This window comes from Pedobacter sp. AJM, assembly GCF_002197755.1.
In the GTDB taxonomy this organism is placed as follows: Bacteria; Bacteroidota; Bacteroidia; order Sphingobacteriales; family Sphingobacteriaceae; genus Pedobacter.
The window spans coordinates 268986-289260 of sequence record NZ_NHOT01000002.1; the positions used below are offsets into that span (position 1 = coordinate 268986).

At 38.6% G+C, this 20275-nt stretch carries 20 protein-coding genes and 1 tRNA gene; 12 read left to right on the top strand and 9 right to left on the bottom strand.

The features are described from left to right. Window positions 1-99: 99 nt before the first annotated feature. The 3 genes from CBW18_RS05085 to CBW18_RS05095 form a co-directional block, all read right to left on the bottom strand. Window positions 100-2235: a glycoside hydrolase family 97 protein gene (locus tag CBW18_RS05085; RefSeq protein ID WP_088300384.1), complete on the bottom strand. Its 2136-nt coding sequence runs from the start codon at window positions 2233-2235 to the stop codon at window positions 100-102. Between the two features lie 147 nt (window positions 2236-2382). Continuing rightward, window positions 2383-3636: a DUF2130 domain-containing protein gene (locus CBW18_RS05090; protein WP_088300242.1), complete on the bottom strand. Its 1254-nt coding sequence runs from the start codon at window positions 3634-3636 to the stop codon at window positions 2383-2385. A gap of 79 nt (window positions 3637-3715) precedes the next feature. Further along, window positions 3716-4105, bottom strand: a complete 390-nt coding sequence (locus tag CBW18_RS05095; RefSeq protein ID WP_088300243.1) for an OsmC family protein — start codon at window positions 4103-4105, stop codon at window positions 3716-3718. Between the two features lie 196 nt (window positions 4106-4301). Between CBW18_RS05095 and CBW18_RS05100 the strand changes: the two genes are divergently transcribed. Then, complete coding sequence (locus tag CBW18_RS05100) at window positions 4302-4667, top strand: YtxH domain-containing protein (RefSeq protein ID WP_088300245.1); 366 nt, start codon at window positions 4302-4304, stop codon at window positions 4665-4667. A gap of 135 nt (window positions 4668-4802) precedes the next feature. Continuing rightward, a complete protein-coding gene (locus CBW18_RS05105; protein ID WP_172406445.1) occupies window positions 4803-5462 on the top strand; it encodes a YdcF family protein in 660 nt (219 codons plus the stop codon). A gap of 78 nt (window positions 5463-5540) precedes the next feature. Here the strand turns inward: CBW18_RS05105 and obgE are convergent, their stop codons facing one another. From obgE to CBW18_RS05135, 6 genes are all read right to left on the bottom strand, one after another. Next, a complete protein-coding gene (obgE, locus tag CBW18_RS05110) occupies window positions 5541-6536 on the bottom strand; it encodes a GTPase ObgE (protein ID WP_088300248.1) in 996 nt (331 codons plus the stop codon). A gap of 115 nt (window positions 6537-6651) precedes the next feature. Then, complete coding sequence (locus CBW18_RS05115; protein WP_088300249.1) at window positions 6652-7221, bottom strand: adenylate kinase; 570 nt, start codon at window positions 7219-7221, stop codon at window positions 6652-6654. Between the two features lie 366 nt (window positions 7222-7587). Continuing rightward, window positions 7588-8931, bottom strand: a complete 1344-nt coding sequence (locus CBW18_RS05120; RefSeq protein WP_216359196.1) for a jacalin-like lectin — start codon at window positions 8929-8931, stop codon at window positions 7588-7590. Window positions 8932-9197: 266 nt separating this feature from the next. Further along, window positions 9198-9271 (bottom strand) — tRNA-Arg (locus CBW18_RS05125). A gap of 99 nt (window positions 9272-9370) precedes the next feature. Further along, on the bottom strand, window positions 9371-9835 hold the full coding sequence (locus tag CBW18_RS05130; protein WP_088300251.1) for a redoxin domain-containing protein: 465 nt from the start codon (window positions 9833-9835) through the stop codon (window positions 9371-9373). A 75-nt stretch (window positions 9836-9910) separates the two neighbouring features. Beyond that, window positions 9911-10819, bottom strand: a complete 909-nt coding sequence (locus tag CBW18_RS05135) for an NAD(P)-dependent oxidoreductase (protein ID WP_088300252.1) — start codon at window positions 10817-10819, stop codon at window positions 9911-9913. Between the two features lie 160 nt (window positions 10820-10979). On the opposite strand from CBW18_RS05135, the gene atpD reads away from it, so the two are divergent. The 10 genes from atpD (at window position 10980) to CBW18_RS05180 (ending at window position 20266) form a co-directional block, all read left to right on the top strand. Next, window positions 10980-12482: a F0F1 ATP synthase subunit beta gene (atpD, locus tag CBW18_RS05140; RefSeq protein ID WP_088300253.1), complete on the top strand. Its 1503-nt coding sequence runs from the start codon at window positions 10980-10982 to the stop codon at window positions 12480-12482. A gap of 81 nt (window positions 12483-12563) precedes the next feature. Continuing rightward, complete coding sequence (atpC, locus tag CBW18_RS05145) at window positions 12564-12809, top strand: ATP synthase F1 subunit epsilon (RefSeq protein WP_029283968.1); 246 nt, start codon at window positions 12564-12566, stop codon at window positions 12807-12809. Window positions 12810-13250: 441 nt separating this feature from the next. After that, window positions 13251-13388, top strand: coding sequence for a hypothetical protein (locus tag CBW18_RS21330; RefSeq protein ID WP_172406446.1), 138 nt, complete (start codon window positions 13251-13253; stop codon window positions 13386-13388). 76 nt (window positions 13389-13464) lie between these two features. Further along, window positions 13465-14355: a branched-chain-amino-acid transaminase gene (gene ilvE, locus CBW18_RS05150; RefSeq protein WP_088300254.1), complete on the top strand. Its 891-nt coding sequence runs from the start codon at window positions 13465-13467 to the stop codon at window positions 14353-14355. Between the two features lie 5 nt (window positions 14356-14360). Next, window positions 14361-14948: an O-methyltransferase gene (locus CBW18_RS05155; protein ID WP_088300255.1), complete on the top strand. Its 588-nt coding sequence runs from the start codon at window positions 14361-14363 to the stop codon at window positions 14946-14948. Between the two features lie 26 nt (window positions 14949-14974). Next, window positions 14975-16657, top strand: coding sequence for a dihydroxy-acid dehydratase (ilvD, locus tag CBW18_RS05160; RefSeq protein WP_088300256.1), 1683 nt, complete (start codon window positions 14975-14977; stop codon window positions 16655-16657). Window positions 16658-16734: 77 nt separating this feature from the next. Further along, window positions 16735-17328: an ORF6N domain-containing protein gene (locus CBW18_RS05165; RefSeq protein ID WP_088300257.1), complete on the top strand. Its 594-nt coding sequence runs from the start codon at window positions 16735-16737 to the stop codon at window positions 17326-17328. Window positions 17329-17349: 21 nt separating this feature from the next. Further along, window positions 17350-19101 (top strand): biosynthetic-type acetolactate synthase large subunit, encoded by a 1752-nt coding sequence (gene ilvB, locus CBW18_RS05170; RefSeq protein ID WP_088300258.1) that lies wholly within the window; start codon window positions 17350-17352, stop codon window positions 19099-19101. A 76-nt stretch (window positions 19102-19177) separates the two neighbouring features. Further along, a complete protein-coding gene (gene ilvN / locus CBW18_RS05175; protein WP_088300259.1) occupies window positions 19178-19816 on the top strand; it encodes an acetolactate synthase small subunit in 639 nt (212 codons plus the stop codon). An 84-nt stretch (window positions 19817-19900) separates the two neighbouring features. Then, complete coding sequence (locus tag CBW18_RS05180; RefSeq protein ID WP_088300260.1) at window positions 19901-20266, top strand: glyoxalase superfamily protein; 366 nt, start codon at window positions 19901-19903, stop codon at window positions 20264-20266. The last annotated feature ends 9 nt before the right edge of the window (window positions 20267-20275 follow it).

A 20275-nucleotide genomic window follows, 5' to 3' on the forward strand; every position in this document is an offset into this window, starting at 1 on the left:
CAGGTAATCATAAACAAAAAAGTCGTAGTTAAGCACTACGACTTAATCTTTACATCATTTGCAATAAAACTCAGCCTTCCCGGCCATTAAACACAAAACTTATTTTGCCATAATACTGATCGCATAGCCACCACCCGGTGCACAATACTGCGTTAACTTCGTTTTATTGGTTACTTCCATTTTACGAATAGTGTAGGCCTTAGGATTTTTTTCGTAATGTGCATCCTTCGCATCAGCATAAATGGTTGCTATATATTTTTTGCCTGCATCTAAAAAGGCTAAATTGATTTTTGAAGTGCGGGCGATTTCATCATTTGTACGACCGACAAACCAGTTATTTTTACCTTTTGCCTTACGGGCGAAAGTAATGTAATCGCCAGGTTCTGCCTCTAAAACTTTGGAATCATCCCAATCCACTGCCACATCTTTAATAAACTGGAAAGCATCCATATACTTATTATAGGTTTCCGGTAAATCTGCAGCCATTTGCAACGGGCTATACATTGTTACGTAAAGCGCCAGCTGACGGGCAAGTGTGCTGTGTACAAATGAATTGTTTTCTGGATTATAAGCACTCACTTTGGTTTCAAAAATACCGGGTGTATAATCCATCGGACCGCCAATTAAACGCGTGAAAGGTAATATAGTGGTATGATCGGCATTATTACCACCAAAAGCCTCATATTCCGTTCCCCGGGCAGATTCATTTCCAATCAGATTGGGATAAGTACGGGCCAAACCTGTCGGACGAACGGCCTCATGTGCATTAACCATGATTTTATATTCAGCAGCTTTCTGAATGGCATATAAATAATGATTGTTTAACCATTGTCCGTAGTGATGTTCGCCACGTGGAATCATATTGCCTACATAACCACTTTTTACCGCATCATAACCATTGGCTTTCATAAATTTATAAGCGGTATCCAAATGTCTTTCGTAGTTACGAACTGATGAGGAAGTTTCATGGTGCATGATCATTTTGATACCTTTACTTGCCGCATAACGATGTAATTCTTTCACATCAAAATCCGGATAAGGTGTAACGAAATCGAAAACGTAATCTTTGGTTTTGCCAAACCAGTCTTCCCAACCTTCATTCCAGCCTTCAACCAATACAGCATCTAAACCGTTTTTAGCCGCGAAATCGATATATTCTTTTACGTGCGCCGTATTTGCAGCATGTTTGCCATTTGGCTGAGTTTTCGAATAATCAGTTACGCCCAATTGTACGCTGGTTAAATTATTGTAAGCCCAGGTGCTTTTGCCCGTGATCATTTCCCACCAAACCCCTACATATTTGGTTGGTTTAATCCAGGATACATCGTTGAATTTTGTAGGCTCATTCAGGTTGTAGGTTAATTTTGAAGTGAGGATATTTCCGGCTTGATCGCTTACAATGATGGTTCTCCACGGTGATACACATGGCGCCTGCATATATCCTTTATCGCCAATGGCATCGGGTGTTAACCATGATTCTAAAACCATGCTTTGATCATCAAGATTTAACGACATCAATGAATAATTGATGAGCGCAGCTTCGTGAATATTAATATATAAACCATCCTTGCTCTTCATCATTAAAGGGGTTTGCAATCCTGTTGGCGAAAAGGTAGTTTGCGATGCATTTGGTGTTACCGCAGCTTTCATTTTACCACGAACTTCTGATAAATTTGAAGTCACCGTGCTATACTCTTGTGTGTCATAATCCCCCGGCAACCAAAAAGCTTTATGATCGCCAGCCAATGCAAATTGTGTTTTTTCTTCTTTAATGACGAAATAGTCAAGATTTTTCTGCTCTGGAAATTCATACCTGAAGCCTAAACCATCATTAAACAACCTCAAACGAATCATCATATACCTGTTGGTTTCCTTTTGAGTAAGGGTTAGCGCTAACTCATTATAATGATTGGTTATTTCTTTCACTTCACCCCAAACAGGCTTCCATGTTTCATTGAAGGTACTTGTTTTCGTATCGGTGATGGTAAAACCATTCGTTAAGTTTTTACCATCCTTCAGCTCCAAACCCAGCTTACTGGTTTTAATGACATTCTTACCTTTATATTTTAAACTGTATGTGGGCACACCACCTTCAGCTAAAGAAAAATATGCAGTTAAGTTGGCATCCGGCGATTTTAGTTCCTGTCCGGAAACGTTCCCGGAAAATAGCAAAATGCAAATAAATGCCAGAAATTCTGAGCGGTTGAGCGCTTTATTTTTTTTGTTCTTATTCACTGTATATATTTTGTTTATCATTCTTTTTGTTTGAACCAGATGCCATTTTCTTATCCAAAGGGATGCAGATTTCAGGCATTTAAGAAAACATAAGACTGTATTACTAATAGCTATTTTTTATTGTCGGACATCATATGTGTGATCATTTTAATCCAGCAACAACGTTTCATCATCGTCATCTGTCAAACTTAACTGAATACTGTCATTACCCGCAATGCCTTCAATGGAGCCTCGGATATGCGTGGCGTTCAACAATACTTTTTCAAGCTGCTTCTCACGGGCTTTCCATAAACGTTCCATAGCATCCCGTTCGCGCTGAATGGAAAGTTTCATACTCATAAAACCTTCGCGAATGGCTTTCCATTGCTCTGAAAATTCTGTACCCGTGAGATAATCATAAAGCATGTGCATTTTATCACCCCGGTTTTCCTGTGATTTAATGGCAGTTGACAAACGCAAAATTCCATCGCGCAGCACATAAGCCACAGCATTTACCTCTTCAAAAGAACAGATCCATACCCCATCGCGCTGACCGAAACTGCTCATGCCTTTTGGATAACACTGACTGACAATCACCGCCACATCAACGCCCATACTCCGCATGTCTTTTTTTAATTTTTCAATCCAGTCGCCACCAAAATCTTTAGTACGCTTACTTTCATAGATAATTTTGCCGCATTCCTGCCCAAACTGGTTGCGCACCACCTGCACACAATCTGCCCCACGAACGCCTTTACCTACTTCTTCAATTAAGTCGAAAGGAAAATTGCTGCGCAACAGTTCTTCCAGAATCAGTTCCTGCACTTCACCCTGCAACTGCATACTGCCTTGCTCGGCTTTACGCTTCATTTCTTCAGCCAGTTTTTTCTGATCATCAAGCTGTTTTTCCAGCTCTCTTAAACGCAACTGGTGTTCAGTATCTTTAATGCTATTTTTTTCTGCCTCCTGCTTACGGATCTGTTCTACAAGTTCATTGCGCTGCTCTTGCATTTTACGTTGAAAGGCCAGCTCCATCTCCTCTTCCTTTACCTTCAAACTTTGCTCACGGCGTAAAAATTCCAGCTCCTTTTCGCGGGCTAGTTTCAATTTTTCTTCATTATCCTTCGCATTGCCTTCCAGCATCTGTAATTTGGTTTCAAAATCCGCAGCAATACTTTTACGCAGATTGCCTTCCAAATCATCTTTTAATTTGGTTTTTTCTTCAGCCAACTTTAATTCAAAAGCTTTTTGCTGAAGTTGCTTATCATGCTCCATTGCGGCAAGCTTCCGCTGAAATTCCTCGTCCTTTTGCCGGGTAAAAGTGACCATTTTTTCACGCAGCTCTTTCTTATAATCTTCGGCCATGGCTTCTTCCATCGGAAAAACATGGGCACAATTCGGACATTTAATTTCAGTAGCCATAGTTATTTACTCCAGATAAAACTGAGTGATACAAAGATATTAAAGCTTTTCAGGAATGTGTAAATGAGTTTTACACCTTTTAAAGCACCTTTGATCTGACCTCATGTCCAACAGTCAGCATTTTACTCACCGGGCATTTGGCTGCGATATCTTCCAAACGGCTTTTTTGTTCATCAGTTAACTCCCCGGTACAGGTTATTTCTTCGAAGAATACCATTTCACCATTCTCCGTATCAACATTTACCTCCACTTCTATTTTATCAACAGGCCATTCTTTCCGGTCGGCATACATCCTTAAGGTAATGGCCACACACGAAGCCAATGATGCCATTAATAATCCCTTTGGTGCAAACCCCTTATTTGTTCCGCCCAAGTCGAAAGGTTCATCCACTATAATATCGTGTGAACCATTTGTAACCGAACAAGCATAATGTTCCCTGTTTATTGTTGCCTTTACCATTTTCTGCATTTATGTTAAGCTTAAACTTACCAAATCTTTTGCGCATCTGCAGCTGATTTAGATTTATTGAAACATTATACTTTAGCGATTGTTCCTTTTAAAAACGCATCGTGATGAATCCGAGGTCATTAACATTTTATAAGCACAATTGGCTTATTTTTAATACCGGGTTCCATCATATAATCTATACCTAAAACATAAACAGATGAAGTACAGAAAATTAATCGGAAAATATTTAGACCACAAATCAAATAACAACAGCCAGGTTGCATTGGCATTGGTTGCAGGTTTGGCAGCAGGAGCAATTGTAAGCATCTTATTTGCACCTGATAGCGGAGCCGGAACAAGAGATAAAATTGCCGGTGGCGCAAAAAACCTGCGTTATGGCTTTCAGGATAAATATAATTTATTGAAAGAAAAAGTATTTGGAGTTGAAGCCATTGAAGAAGACATTGTAGAACATGAAATACCTCATTTTAAGCATAAGGTGGAGAAGAAACCAAAATCCGACATCAGGGAATTGATGGACAACGCACATGAAAATGTTCAGGTTCAGGAAGGACAAGGCTAACCAACCAGTTAGATCAAAATAAAAATCATAGTTTTAAGGTGTAATTGCCTGACTATGATTTTTATTTTTTCTAAAGTTTTTTTATTTCTTCTCCGGCCACTAGTATGGATTTCTATCCTACTGTTGGTTGCATTATTGTCTAAACGAAGAAAAAAGCAATTGTTAATCGCCGCAATATTATCACTGTTATTCTTTTCTAATAACTTTATTGCAGGGCAGGTTGCACATGCATACGAATCCAGCTATCCGTTACGCAATCATCATGATATTGGTATCGTTTTAGGCGGTTATTCATCCCTTAACTTAAGGACAAACGACATCGCTTTTGGGCCCAGCAGCGACAGGTTATTTCAGGCAGTTAAACTTTTAAAAGCGGGAAATCTCAAAAAAATCTTGCTAAGCGGGGGCAGTGCAAATTTATTAGATACCACAACCAAAGAGTCTGATCTGACCTATAATTTTTTAAGACAAATCGGAATCCCCGACTCTTCCATATGGGTTGAAAATTTGAGCAGGAATACAGTAGAAAATGCGCAGCGGAGTATTGATATGATCCACCGCAAACAACCAAATGCAAGTATCCTGGTGATTACCAGCGCCTGGCACATCCCCAGATCACGAATTATATTTGATAAAATTGCGAAGCAAAAACTGGATTATTACCCCACAAATTTTATTGGAAAATCTGCGTTCGAACTGACTGATTTTATCATTCCGGATGCAGCAGCATTTTCCATTTGGGATGTATTATTAAAAGAATGGGTAGGCTGCCTGGTAGACAGGACAAGAGCTTAACTCCTGATTGTCAGCCAGTTTAACTACCCAGATTATTACGAAGCAAAATATACTGTTGACCCTATTTAGTTAAAAGGTTCAGCCTTCAATCGCTTTCCAGAGCAAATCTTTTAATTCCAGTATGTTTTTCTCCGCAACAGAGGAGATAAATATGGATGGAATACCTGGCAAATCCTGTTTCATTTCAGCAACCAATTCATCATCCAGCATATCAGATTTTGTAATGGCCAGAATATGTGGTTTCTGCATTAATTCAGGATTATAAGATTCAAGCTCACGTTTTAAAATCTCGTATTCTTCCTTTATTGATCTGCTGGTATCTGCCGGAACCATGAATAAAAGCACAGAATTACGTTCAATGTGACGCAGGAAGCGATAGCCTAAGCCCTTTCCTTTTGATGCGCCTTCTATAATTCCCGGAATATCAGCCATAACGAAAGATTTTCCGCCACGGTAACTTACAATTCCGAGATTAGGTACGATAGTCGTAAAAGGATAATCGGCGATTTCTGGTTTGGCTGCTGAAACTACAGACAATAAAGTAGATTTACCTGCATTAGGGAAACCAACTAAACCCACATCAGCTAAAACCTTCAGTTCAAGAATATTCCAAACTTCTTTTCCCTGTTCACCTGGTTGTGCGAAACGGGGGGTCTGCTGAACAGCATTTTTAAAGTGGGCATTTCCCAAACCGCCACGGCCACCTGGAGTTAAAATTTTTGTTTCGCCATGTTTGGTGATCTCAAAAAGCACCTCACCGGTTTCTGCATCTTTGGCAATGGTTCCGAGTGGCACCTCCAGAATTTCATCTTTACCCTGACGACCGAATTTATGTGAACTCCCGCCGGCCAGTCCGTCTTCGGCAATAATATGTTTACGGTATTTAAGGTGCAATAATGTCCAGATATTGCTGTTCCCGACCACGATGATATGGCCACCACGACCACCATCACCACCATCAGGACCACCCATTGATGTTAAAATATCACGATGCAAATGTGCTGAACCTGCCCCGCCCTTACCCGAACGGCAACAAATTTTTACATAATCCACGAAATTCGAACCCTGCGACATATTGCTTTACAATTTTAGATTTACGATTTCAGATCACCAAAATCGCTAAAAAACAAACATCCGCAAAAAATAACTGATTATCTTTTGCGGATGAGATTTATTTAATTTTTTAATATTAGAACTGATCAATTACAGCGCAAAGATCACTATAAACTTTTTCTATATCACCAATTCCATTTACTTTTTTCAATTTTCCCTGCTCCTCATAATAAGGTAATACATGAATGGTTTTATCAAAGTATTCTGAAATCCGTTTTTTCAATTTTTCTGCATCGTCATCAGGTCTGCCACTCACCTTATGGCGTTCGGCGATACGTTTGGTTAATTCAACCTGATCAACATCTAAAGCAATAACACCAGCAATTTTACTGCCTTTACGCTCTAGAAATAAGTCGAGTTCTTTTGCTTGTGGCACAGTACGTGGAAATCCATCAAAAACAAATCCTTTTGCATCTGGATTTTTATCCACTTCTTCTTCAAGCATCGCTATTGTAATCGCATCCGGAACCAATTCGCCATCTGCCAACAATTGACTTACTTTTATTCCTAATTCTGTTTCACCTTTTACGTGTGCCCTAAAAAGATCGCCTGTTGAAACATGTACCAACTGATATTTTGCAATCAGTTTTTCAGATTGGGTGCCTTTACCCGCCCCTGGAGGGCCAAAGAGAACTAAATTAAGCATTAACGTGGTTTAGGTTATCTTTAAAATTAAAAAGCCTTATTCCTATGGCTATACTATCAGAAAGCGAAACACAAAGTGTTGCCTTTCAAGGCTGCAAATATATAATTATTAATTTATAAGGCATTTATTATTCAGAATTTATTTAAAAAACAAGGTTCTGCAAACTCAATTCGAAGTATTTACATGAATAATCCTGAAGATTATTTAACATAAACCAAATATCACCACCATTTTAGAATAGTTTCTTAAAAAACAGTGCATTTAAGTAAAAAAGCCGGACAAATTTAATGCAAATCTTACGCATATAAAACAATAAGCGGCTGACCATGATAATGATGCAACCGCTTATGCTTATGTTTAATATGATTAGTTTTTAGTGTAAATAACACCTAATTTATCTATCTCGTCGCCTGCATTACCATAAAAACCGGTAATTTTATAACCAGTCGGAGCAGTATAGGTTACTACATTTGAAGTTGCTGTACCAACTGCCAGTGTTCGGCCTGAACTGGTGGTAAGTTTAACGTAAAATATTCGTGTGCGACCTGAGTATTCACCTGAACATAACATTGCCGATGTAACAGTTTCGCCGTTCTGCAAGGTAAGTGATTGTGCAGTACCACCGTTACCACCATGTTTTAGAATGGTTCCATCTGCAAAAGTCACTCCTATACCATCAACACGATTGGCTCCTTGCAAGGTAAACACTTTAGCGTTATGTGCTGAGGTAAGGGTTTCCAGATCATTAAATGGATTACCATGCGGACCTCCAAATAAATCACTTGCTCCAAAAGCAGACTGAAGCGTATAGGTAAAATTAGTTGTTAATGGCATATGGTCTGATAACTGCTGACCGGCATCATTTACAAAACTTTTTACCACATTATAACCAGAGGCCTGCAGCTTTATAAATTTGCTGCTGCGATAATATATTTTATCTACAATTTCACAAGTGTTACTGATATTAGGAAAATCGCACACAATAGCCGCACTGCCCAATACCGGAATATTACCACCACGGATCAGTTCAATCCAGGGATCAGTCATTCCATTTACATTCAGAAATAAATGCAGGTTATTATCGCGGGTATACCTGCCGTTAGAATCACCCATTACAATGACAGCATTTCCTTTAGAATTGGCAGCAATATAATTACTCAATTGCAATAGGTTATCGGCACGTGCATCTATAGAAGCCTGATCAGACTCCGCATTGGTATGCATATTATAAACATCTATATACACGCCACCGGCTATTCTGTAACGGCAATATGTAAATCCCTTCGGAATAAGTGCATTCTCATTAATGCGTTTGTTCCAGGTAATACGCGCAAAATCTGTCATAGGAAAATAAGACAGGGAATTTAAACCATCTCCAAAAGGCACTCCGCCACTTGTAGATGAACGATAAGGGTGGGCATTCCCTTTATCATATAATTCTGCATGGTAGTTAAAATCTTCCTGTACATGCACAATATCATAGGCATTCGCCATTTTACCTATTAACGCAGTACTGGCTGCCCGGGGTGTTTGTGCACTGGAGGCTATTTCTGGCAAACCCGCAACATTATAAGTTAATACCGAAAATGTACCACCTGTGGCCGTAATTACCCGGTTACTGGCAAGTGATAGCTTGGATTTAGCACCTGATAAAGCTACAGGCTGCTCCTGCTGTTTATTACAGCTGGCTAAGGCAAGCAGTGCTGACATGGTAAGCCCAATTAATTTTTGAGATGACTTCATTTGAATGGCGATGTTTTTTATACTTAAGATTAAATAATTAATTATCAATCAAATATGTAAACACACTTTTATCTCGAAGTTAACTCTGTATTACAAAATTAATCCGCTCATCAACTGAAAACTTTTCACTGCTCTTGCGACATTATGCAACCAACAACTTTATGAGAACAGGCCATTTTTTTTTTTGGGGGGGGGTATAAAAAAAGCGGCTGATGATCATCAGCCGCTTTTTGTGCACTTGTAGGGATTCGAACCCCAAACCTTCTCATCCGTAGTGAGATGCTCTATCCAATTGAGCTACAAATGCATTTTCCGTATCGTTAACGGACTGCAAAGGTATAATTTGAGATTTTAATTTCCAATTAATTTTTAAAAAAATCTCAAATTATATTCACCATTTTTTTGATTAAGCCTTCAAAACATCATCAATTGCTTTAAAATCAGGCAATTCTCCGGCATTCTCTAAAACTTCAGCATAAGCGATCTTACCTTCTTCATCTACCACAAAAGCTGCTCTTTTTGAAACACCTTTCAAACCAAATGCAAATTCAGGATAAAAAGCACTATATGCTTCTGATACATCTTTATTAAAATCAGACAATAAAGGAAACTGATAACCCTGCACTTCTTTAAACTTGGCTAAAGAAAATGGAGAATCTACAGAAATACCCAATACCTGCGCATTAATACCTTCATAAAAGCTAAAGTTATCACGCATGGCACATAATTGTTCTGTACAAACTCCGGTGAAAGCCATCGGAAAAAAATGAATGATGACCTTTTTCCCTTTAAAAGCTGATAATGAAACCTCTGTTAAATCAGAGCTGTATAATTTAAAATCCGGGGCCTGATCGCCTATTTGTAGTGACATATTTAATTGTTTTATTGTTAAATGTTTTATTTTTATTATTAAGCTTGCCTGCCTAATGAACTAGTGACAAGTGAACTAATTATTTTTTTTCATCTGCTCGTCCAAGATTTTCAACCCTTCTTCAAAGCTATGCGGTTGGTAATTTAAATCATTCATCGCTTTATCCAAAATAAAACCTGTTTTAGCAGGGCGTTTAGCTGTTTGGTTTAAGCTTTCAGAACTGATCTGCGAAATCAACGATTGATCCAGCATCCAATAATCGGCAACTTTTTTTACTAAATCTGCAATACTCATGTAATCTTTGCCTGAAATATGGTATATGCCCTTCGCATTATTTTCTACCGCCAGCAAACAGACCTCGGCTAAATCTTCCGCCAGTGTTGGTGTGCGCCACTGGTCGTTAACCACCTGAATGGGCTGGCCTTTTTCTAATGCATTCTTTGCCCATAGCACGATATTGCTTCTGCTCATATCAGAATTAATTCCGTAAACCAGTATGGTGCGCAAAATAGCCCAGCTTACTTTCGATGCTTTAACGGCATCTTCTGCTTTAAGTTTAGTTTCGCCATAATAACTAAGTGGTCTGGGTACATCCTCCTCCCTGTAAGGGCCGGCCGACCCGTCAAATATAAAATCAGTACTTAAATGTATAAAATGGATACGGTATGCTTCACAAATGGATACCAGATTTTTAGTAGCCTGAACATTTAACTGATCACATAAAGCTTTATTTTCTTCACTGGTATCAACATTCGTCATTGCAGCAGTATGAACAACCGCATCAGGTTGATGAATTTTTAGAATTTGTTTCACCTGATCAAAATCTAAAATATCCATTTCAACATATTGATAACCTCGAACAGCAGGATACCGGTTTGCGCCCTTTGAAGTTGCAATTAGGTTTACTCTTCCTTCCTTTAAAATTTTTTCCGTTATTTTCTGGCCTAAAAGACCATTGCTTCCGGTGACTAAAATGGTTTTCATTCGATTTTTTAAAGCCCTAAATTACCTATTAAAACCCTGTTAGAAAAATTTCTAATATATATTTAAAATTTACTAATAATAACTTAACTTTGCCAACCGAATTCGAGCCCTTGTAAACAGCTTTAATTCATTGACTGTAATAAATTTACTCACAACAGATATGCCTAACTTAGGAAAAATAGCACAAATTATCGGCCCAGTGGTTGACGTTAGCTTTGCTGATGATGCCCATCTACCTAAAATTTTTGATGCGTTAGAGATAACGAAAGAAAATGGACAAAAAATTGTTTTAGAAGTTCAACAGCACTTAGGTGAAGATCGTGTTCGTGCAATCTCAATGGACTCTACTGATGGTTTAGTTCGTGGAATGAGTGTGGTTGATACGGGTTCAGCGATTCAAATGCCAGTTGGCGACCAGATTAAAGGCCGTTTATTTAATGTGGTTGGAGAAGCCATTGATGGTATTACTGCTGTTGATAAAACTGGTGGCCGTCCTATTCACGCTACTCCTCCTAAGTTCGAGGATTTATCTACTGAAACTGAAGTACTTTTTACAGGTATTAAAGTAATCGATTTATTAGAGCCTTATGCTAAAGGTGGTAAAATTGGTTTATTCGGTGGTGCAGGTGTAGGTAAAACCGTATTGATTATGGAGCTGGTAAATAACATCGCTAAAGCTTATGCGGGTTTATCAGTATTCGCAGGTGTTGGTGAGCGTACCCGTGAAGGGAACGATTTACTTCGCGAGTTCATTGAATCAGGCGTAATCAACTATGGTGATGATTTCTTACACTCTATGGAAAAAGGTGGATGGGATTTGAAATCTGTTGACACTGAAAAATTAAAAGAATCTAAAGCAACATTGGTTTTCGGTCAGATGAACGAGCCTCCTGGTGCACGTGCTCGTGTAGCATTATCAGGATTAACGGTTGCAGAATATTTCCGTGATGGTGATGGCGAAGGTGCCGGAAAAGATATCCTTTTCTTCGTTGATAACATCTTCCGTTTCACTCAGGCAGGTTCTGAAGTTTCAGCTTTATTAGGTCGTATGCCATCAGCAGTAGGTTACCAACCAACATTGGCAACTGAAATGGGTTTAATGCAGGAGCGTATTACATCAACTAAACGCGGATCAATTACATCAGTACAAGCGGTATATGTGCCTGCGGATGATTTAACTGACCCTGCACCGGCAACAACATTTGCCCACTTGGATGCCACTACGGTACTTTCACGTAAAATTGCTGAGCTAGGTATTTACCCTGCGGTAGATCCTTTGGATTCTACTTCACGTATCCTCTCTCCTGCTGTTTTAGGTGATGAGCACTACAACACGGCTCAACGTGTGAAAGAAACTTTACAACGTTATAAAGAATTACAGGATATCATCGCGATTTTAGGTATGGATGAGTTATCTGAAGAAGATAAATTAGTCGTATCAAGAGCACGTCGTGTTCAACGTTTCTTGTCACAACCTTTCCACGTAGCTGAACAATTTACAGGCTTAAAAGGTGTATTGGTTGACATTAAAGATACCATTAAAGGTTTCAACATGATTATGGATGGTGAAGTGGATGAGTATCCTGAAGCTGCATTTAACTTAGTTGGTAGCATTGAAGATGCCATCGAAAAAGGTAAAAAATTATTAGCAGAAGCAAACTAAGAGAGACGTGAGACACTAGATAGGAGATATGAGAGAGACCTGGTCTCAAAGCTCATGTCTCAAATCTCAAATCTATTCAAAATGAATTTAGAAATATTAACTCCAGATAAAAAAGTATTCGAAGGTGAAGTAACAGCAGTTACTGTTCCTGGTACTTTAGGTTCTTTTCAGATCTTAAAAGACCATGCTCCGATCATCTCAACTTTGGAAGATGGAGAAGTTATTATAAAAGCAGGTAAAACTGATGAACAACGTTTTTTTATTAAAGGTGGCGTAGTTGAAGCCATTCATAATAAAATTGTCGTTCTGGCAGAAGGTATTGCTTAATAAAATTCGTCATGCTGATTTTATTTCAGCATCTCAAAGAAAAGCCTTTTCGATTAATTTCGGGAAGGCTTTTTTCTTTAGAACTGAATACAATAAAGCAATGCCTGATAAAATTGAATGTATTAAAATTTACATTCCCTGAAAACGCCTAAAAAATCTAGTTTTTAAACTGTTCTTATTTTCAATTTTCTTTAGTTAAAAACCCATTTTAAGAAGAAAACCATAAAAATTGCAATGCAAGCATAACAAACAGACTGTATACCGTTTTGATATTTAGTCTACCATCACCCATGGTATATCAGTAATTCTTATTAAAAATGGAATTATATTTCAAATTATCAAGTTATTAAAGAATTATATTCTGATTTCTTTTTTTTTCTATTTCTCTTGTTTATTAATATACCAAAAACTAAATTGGTATTTATAAAGAAACAGAAAACCATGGCAATTCAAAGCAATACTTTTTCACATTATACTACAGCAATTTCTGCAGTAAATGTTGTATTGTTACCTGTCATTACGCCGAACCTACTCCTACTGAATATTTTATGGAGCAGTAAGCAGGCGCAGATTAAATAGATTTTTCAAAAAAAATGATACTTAAAGCGTCCTGACACAAACAGGACGCTTTTTTTAAATAACAAAACGCAGTATTATGAAATATTATAATTCTAATACGATTATTTACCTTGACGGACGGTTTGAAAAAGCTGTAGATAGCAGTACTGATCTTTATGGTCAATCGCTACATTATGGTTATGCAGCTTTTGAGGGCATCAGGGCTTACAAAACCCATAACGGCAACCGTATTTTTAAGGCAGCAGCACATTTCGATCGTTTGGAGCGCTCCTGCCAATTAGCTAATATTCCTTTCCCCTGGGATAAGCAAGAATTAATCAAAGAAACTTATAAGCTATTAACCCTGAATAAATTAAAAGACGCTTATATCCGCCCTTTGGTTTTTTGCCACCCAAACATGAAATTGAATGGCCCGAGCGGGGTTTCTATTTTAATTTGTGCCTGGGATTGGGATGCTTACTCAGGTAATAAACTGTTGAAATTAACCATTTCGGATTACGAACGACCAAACCCGAAATCAACTCCTATGGAAGCAAAGTTGAGTGGAAATTACATAAACTCCATCCTGGCAACTACCGCAGCGAATATTAAAGGCTACGATGAGGCTTTGCTTTTAGATATGCATGGATTTGTTGCTGAAGCATCTGGTGCAAATATCTTCATTGAAAAAGATGGCAAAATTTATACGCCGTCATTAGGGAATATTTTACCCGGAATTACCAGGGCAACAGTGAAAGAACTTTGTACCATATTAGATATTGAATGTATGGAGAAAAAAATAACGGTAGAAGATTTAAAAAATGCCGATAGTGCTTTTTTATGTGGAACGGCCACAGAAATTGCGGGCATTGCTTCCATTGATGACATTGTTTTCCGCAACCTTTGGAGGGAGTCTATTGGTTATACCATTCAGCGTGCTTACAAAAATCTGGTATTGGAAAAAGTAAACTATGAGGTAATTATCTAAAAATAATGAATCAAGAGATCAACCAGCAATTTCCGAATACCTACCAGCAAATTTTACGTGCGACTAAAGCATCAGGATTTGATATGGCATCTGATGTGCTGACTTGTTCCTTATTAAGAACACTTGCAAGTTCAAAACCTGGCAGCACTTTTCTGGAATTAGGTACAGGAACAGGTTTATCAACTTCATGGATATTGGATGGAATGGATGCATCATCTACGCTGACATCTATTGACAATGATGAAAAATTTTTAAGCATTGCGAAGGATTTCTTGGGAAATGATACCCGGGCAAATATAATTTTAACGGATGGAGGCGATTGGATTAAAAAAAATAAACACAAAAAGTTTAATTACATCTTTGCAGATACCTGGAATGGAAAGTATTTGCTTTTGGATGAAGTCATTGCCATGTTGAATCCAGGAGGACTTTATATTATAGATGATATGCTTCCTCAATTAAATTGGCCTGACGGTCATCAGGAAAAAGCAATCAAGTTAATAGCAGATTTAGAATCGCGCAATGATTTGCAAATAACTAAACAGGTATGGGCCTCAGGCATTGTAATCGGCGTAAAAAAAACAACAAACTAACAGAACCAGTATATACATTTTAAACCATGAGCGAATTAAACAAATACAGTAAAACATTTACACAAGATCCCACACAACCGGCGGCGCAAGCCATGCTTTATGGAATCGGATTAACCGATGCGGATATGTCAAAGGCACAGGTTGGCATTGCAAGCATGGGTTACGATGGCAATACCTGCAATATGCACTTAAATGACCTTGCAAAAGATGTTAAAGCCGGGGTTTGGAAAAATGATTTAGTGGGTTTGGTTTTTAATACCATTGGTGTAAGTGATGGAATGAGTAATGGTACTGATGGTATGCGTTATTCATTGGTGAGCCGTGATGTGATTGCAGATAGTATTGAAACCATTTGCGGGGGGCAGTATTATGATGGTATTATTTCTATTCCGGGATGTGATAAAAATATGCCGGGAGCAATTATGGCAATGGCCCGTTTAGATCGCCCGTCTATCATGGTTTATGGTGGTACAATTGCACCAGGACATTACAAAGGAGAGGAATTGAATATCGTTTCTGCCTTTGAAGCTTTAGGACAAAAAATTTGCGGTAATTTATCGGAAGAAGATTATCAGGGCATCATCAAACATACTTGTCCGGGTGCAGGTGCCTGCGGTGGCATGTATACGGCCAATACGATGGCCTCGGCAATTGAGGCTTTAGGAATGAGTTTGCCTTACTCCTCTTCGAACCCGGCCATTAGTCCGGAAAAAAAACAAGAGTGCTTAGATGCCGGGAAATACATTAAAGTTTTATTGGAAAAAGATATTAAGCCATCTGATATCATGACGAGAAAGGCATTTGAAAATGCCATTCGTTCCATCATCATATTAGGCGGAAGTACCAATGCCGTATTGCACTTTATCGCAATGGGCAAAGCCATCGGCATCGACATTACACAGGATGATTTCCAGAGAATGAGCGATATAACCCCTGTACTGGCCGATTTTAAACCAAGTGGTAAATACTTAATGCAAGATTTACACCAGTATGGCGGCATCCCTGCAGTATTGAAATACTTGCTAAACGAGGGTTTATTACACGGCGATTGCTTAACCGTAACCGGCAAAACAATGGCTGAAAACCTGGCTGATGTAAAATCAATTATGGATTATGATCAGAAAATTGTTCAGAAATTAAGCGAACCCATCAAACCAACTGGTCACTTGCAAATCCTTTACGGCAACTTAGCCGAAAAAGGTTCAGTTGCAAAAATCTCCGGTAAAGAAGGTGAAAAGTTCGAAGGTCCGGCGCGTGTATTTGATGGTGAGCATGATTTAATTGCAGGTATTTCAAGTGGTCGTGTTCAGCCTGGTGATGTAATTGTGATTAAAAATTCTGGTCCGGTAGGTGCACCGGGCATGCCTGAAATGTTGAAACCTACTTCTGCTATCATTGGTGCTGGTTTAGGTAAATCAGTTGCTTTGATTACTGATGGACGTTTTTCAGGTGGTACACACGGTTTTGTAGTTGGGCACATCACTCCGGAATCATACAAAGGTGGCTTAATCGGCTTGGTGGAAGATAACGACCCAATTTTGATTGATGCCGTAAATAACATCATCAGTTTGCAAGTAAGCGAAGAAATTATCGCAGCACGAAGAGCAAAATATGTTCAACCAGAATTAAAAGTTACAAAAGGTGTTTTATACAAATATGCTAAAACAGTATCAGACGCAGCAAGTGGCTGTGTAACTGACGAATACTAAACCCTATCCCCTTTGAAGGGAGAAGGAAATAACAAAAAGTCATCCCGACTATAAATTAATATTTAAATGAAAAAGATATGCAAATTATTAAAAGCATTGAAAGTAGAATTTATACAATCAGGGATGAAAGGGTAATGTTAGATTTTGATCTGGCATCACTTTACGAAGTAGAGACAAAAGTATTGAATCAGGCAGTGAAACGAAACATCACACGCTTTCCTGAAGATTTTATGTTTCAACTTACTTCAAAAGAATGGGAAAGTATCCGATCACAAATGGTAACCGGATGTGAAAAAGTTAACCCATTAAAAATTGAGTTGACTAATAACCCCAACTTGAAGTCACAATTTGTGACTTCAAGTTGGGGAGGCACCAGAAAAATGCCATATGCTTTCACAGAGCAAGGCGTAGCCATGCTAAGTGGCGTATTGAAGAGTGAAAAGGCAATTAATATGAATATTGCCATCATGAGAGTTTTTGTTGATGTTCGAAAAATTTTGCTAAAACAAAGTAATATGAATGAACAACTAACAGCAATTAAAGAACGGATTGGTGAACACGATGTTCAATTGAATGAACTATATGATGCAATGGAAAATTTAATAGACGAAAAAATCACTCAGTTGAAATGGAAAGATAGAGAGCGGATTGGGTTTAAAATCAAAGAATAATAGAACCGTAAAAATATAATTATGGAAACTGCACAAGATACACTACAACAAACCGAGACTAAGGCAGAAGCCTCAAAAACCCTCTTTAAAGGAACAGGATCTCAGGTTTTGTTGAATGGATTAATTGAAGAGGGTGTAACCACCATCTTTGGCTATCCCGGCGGTGCCATCATGCCAATTTATGATGCACTTTATGACTATGCTGACAAATTAGAACATATTTTGGTCCGCCATGAGCAAGGTGGTATCCATGCCGCACAAGGTTTTGCAAGGGCAAGTGGTGAAGTTGGTGTAGTGTTTGCCACCAGCGGCCCTGGTGCTACAAATTTAGTTACTGGCTTAGCCGATGCCCAGATTGATAGCACGCCGCTAGTTTGTATTACCGGACAAGTTTTTGCTCATCTTTTGGGAACTGATGCTTTCCAAGAAACAGATGTCATTAACATTACTACGCCAGTTACCAAATGGAACTATCAGGTTACTGATGCAAAAGAAATTCCTGAAGTTTTGGCCAAAGCTTTTTATATCGCTAAAAGCGGCAGACCAGGACCGGTTTTAATTGATATTACCAAGAATGCACAATTACAGGTAGAGGAATTTCCTGAATATGTAAAATGCAATCATATCCGCTCTTACCGCCCTAAGCCCAAAGTTCGTGTAGAATATATTGAGCAAGCAGCTGCACTAATCAACGAAGCAAAAAAACCATTTGTTCTTTTCGGACAGGGTATTGTTTTAGGCAAAGCTGAAACAGAATTTAAAGCTTTTATAGAGAAAACTGGCATTCCAGCGGCCTGGACTATTTTGGGCGAAAGCGCGATCCCCACCGCCCATCCTTTAAATGTAGGGATGTTAGGAATGCATGGCAACTATGGCCCTAATGTTTTAACCAATGAATGTGATGTTTTAATCGCAATCGGGATGCGTTTTGATGATCGGGTAACCGGGCGTTTAGATAAATATGCAAAACAAGCCAAAATCATTCATTTGGATATAGACCCAGCTGAAATTGATAAAAATGTTAAAGCTGATGTAGGGGTTTGGGGCGATTGTAAGGAAACTTTACCCCAGTTAACCAAACTGGTGCATGAAAACAAACATGAAGACTGGCTGGCCAAATTCAGAGAATATAACCAACAGGAAATTGATCAGGTAATTACTCCTGAACTGTATCCAACCAGTGAGGAAATGACTATGGGCGAGGTATTGCGCAACATCAATGAAATTTGTGGTGGCGATGCCGTAATTGTGACTGACGTTGGTCAGCACCAGATGGTGGCCTGCCGTTATGCCAAGTTTAATAATACCCGTAGTAATATTACATCTGGTGGTTTAGGTACCATGGGCTTTGGCTTACCTGCAGCAATTGGTGCTAAATACGGTGCTCCTGATAAAACGGTAATCGCCATTATTGGAGATGGTGGTTTCCAGATGACCCCACAGGAACTGGGTACCATTATGCAATTCGGGGCAGCTGTTAAAATCCTGATTTTAAACAATCGTTTTTTAGGGATGGTTCGTCAATGGCAACAATTATTTCATGATAAACGTTATTCATTTGTGAACATTACCAGTCCTGATTTTGTGGCTTTAGCTAAATCTTATTACATCGAAGCTGATAAAGTTGATGATCGTGCTAACCTCAGAAAAGCTTTGGAAACGATGATCAGCCACGAGGGTTCTTATCTGTTAGAGGTGATGGTAGGAAGAGAAAATAACGTTTTCCCTATGGTTCCTCAAGGAATGAGTGTAAGCGAAATCAGGTTGAAGTAAGCTGAAAGACTAAAGCGAAAAATAGCATAAACAAAACCTTCATGGCCTTTGTGCCTTGGTGGTAAAAATTTTGGACATGAGTACTGAAAATACAATACAACATAAAATAGACAAGGCTGATTTAGACGGAAAGCAGGAATACACCATCACCGTATATGCAGAAAACCGTATTGGTCTGTTAAACAGGATTGCGATCATTTTCTCTAAAAGAAAAATAAATATCGAAAGTTTAAACACTTCGCCATCAGAAATAGATGGGATTCACCGTTTTAACATTGTAATTACGGAAAGTTACGAAGTAGTGAGAAAACTTGCACGCCAGATTGAAAAGCAAATTGAGGTATTGAAAGTCTATTTCAACACTAATGAGGAAATCATCTGGCAGGAACTGGCACTATATAAAGTTTCTACTGATGAAATTGCAGAAAAAGTAACGGTAGAGCGTTTGCTTAGGCAATATGGCGCAAGTGCCGTGGTAATCCGGAAAGATTATACGGTTTTTGCTGTAACCGGACACAGAGAGGAAACAGATGCTCTGGTAAAGGCCCTGGAGCCATATGAGTTAATTGAATTTGTTCGTTCTGCAAGAGTTGCCATTATAAAAGACAGTGCAGGCTTCCACGAAAAGCTGAAAGAATTTGAAGCCTTTGAACCAGGGGAAGAATTAGTAGAGAATGAATTTTTAGATAAGGGAGAGAAGATTTTTACGATGTAATACAAAGGTGAAAGGTAGAAAGGCATAAGGTGAAGGTAAACAACACGATGCTTAGCGCTCTTTGCGGTTAAAAATTAAAGAAATATGAAATGCAATAAAACCATACCGATTTTAAGAATATTCGATTATGATAAAGCAATCGAGTTTTATGTAAACTGGCTTGGATTTAAAATAGACTGGGAATACCCCTTGGAAAAGAATTCCCCGGTTTATATCCAGGTTTCATTAAACGGTCTTGAACTTCATTTAAGCGAACACCATGGAGATAGCGCCCCTGGTGCGCACGTTTATGTTGACTGTGTAGGTTTAAAGGAATTCCATAAAGAAATAACAGCAAAGAATTACAAATATAATAGTCCAGGCTTAGAGGAAACTTTTCATGGAACCTGGGCAGTAACCATAAATGACCCATTCTTTAACCGGATCACTTTTAACGAAGAGCGAAACTAAGCTGAAAAT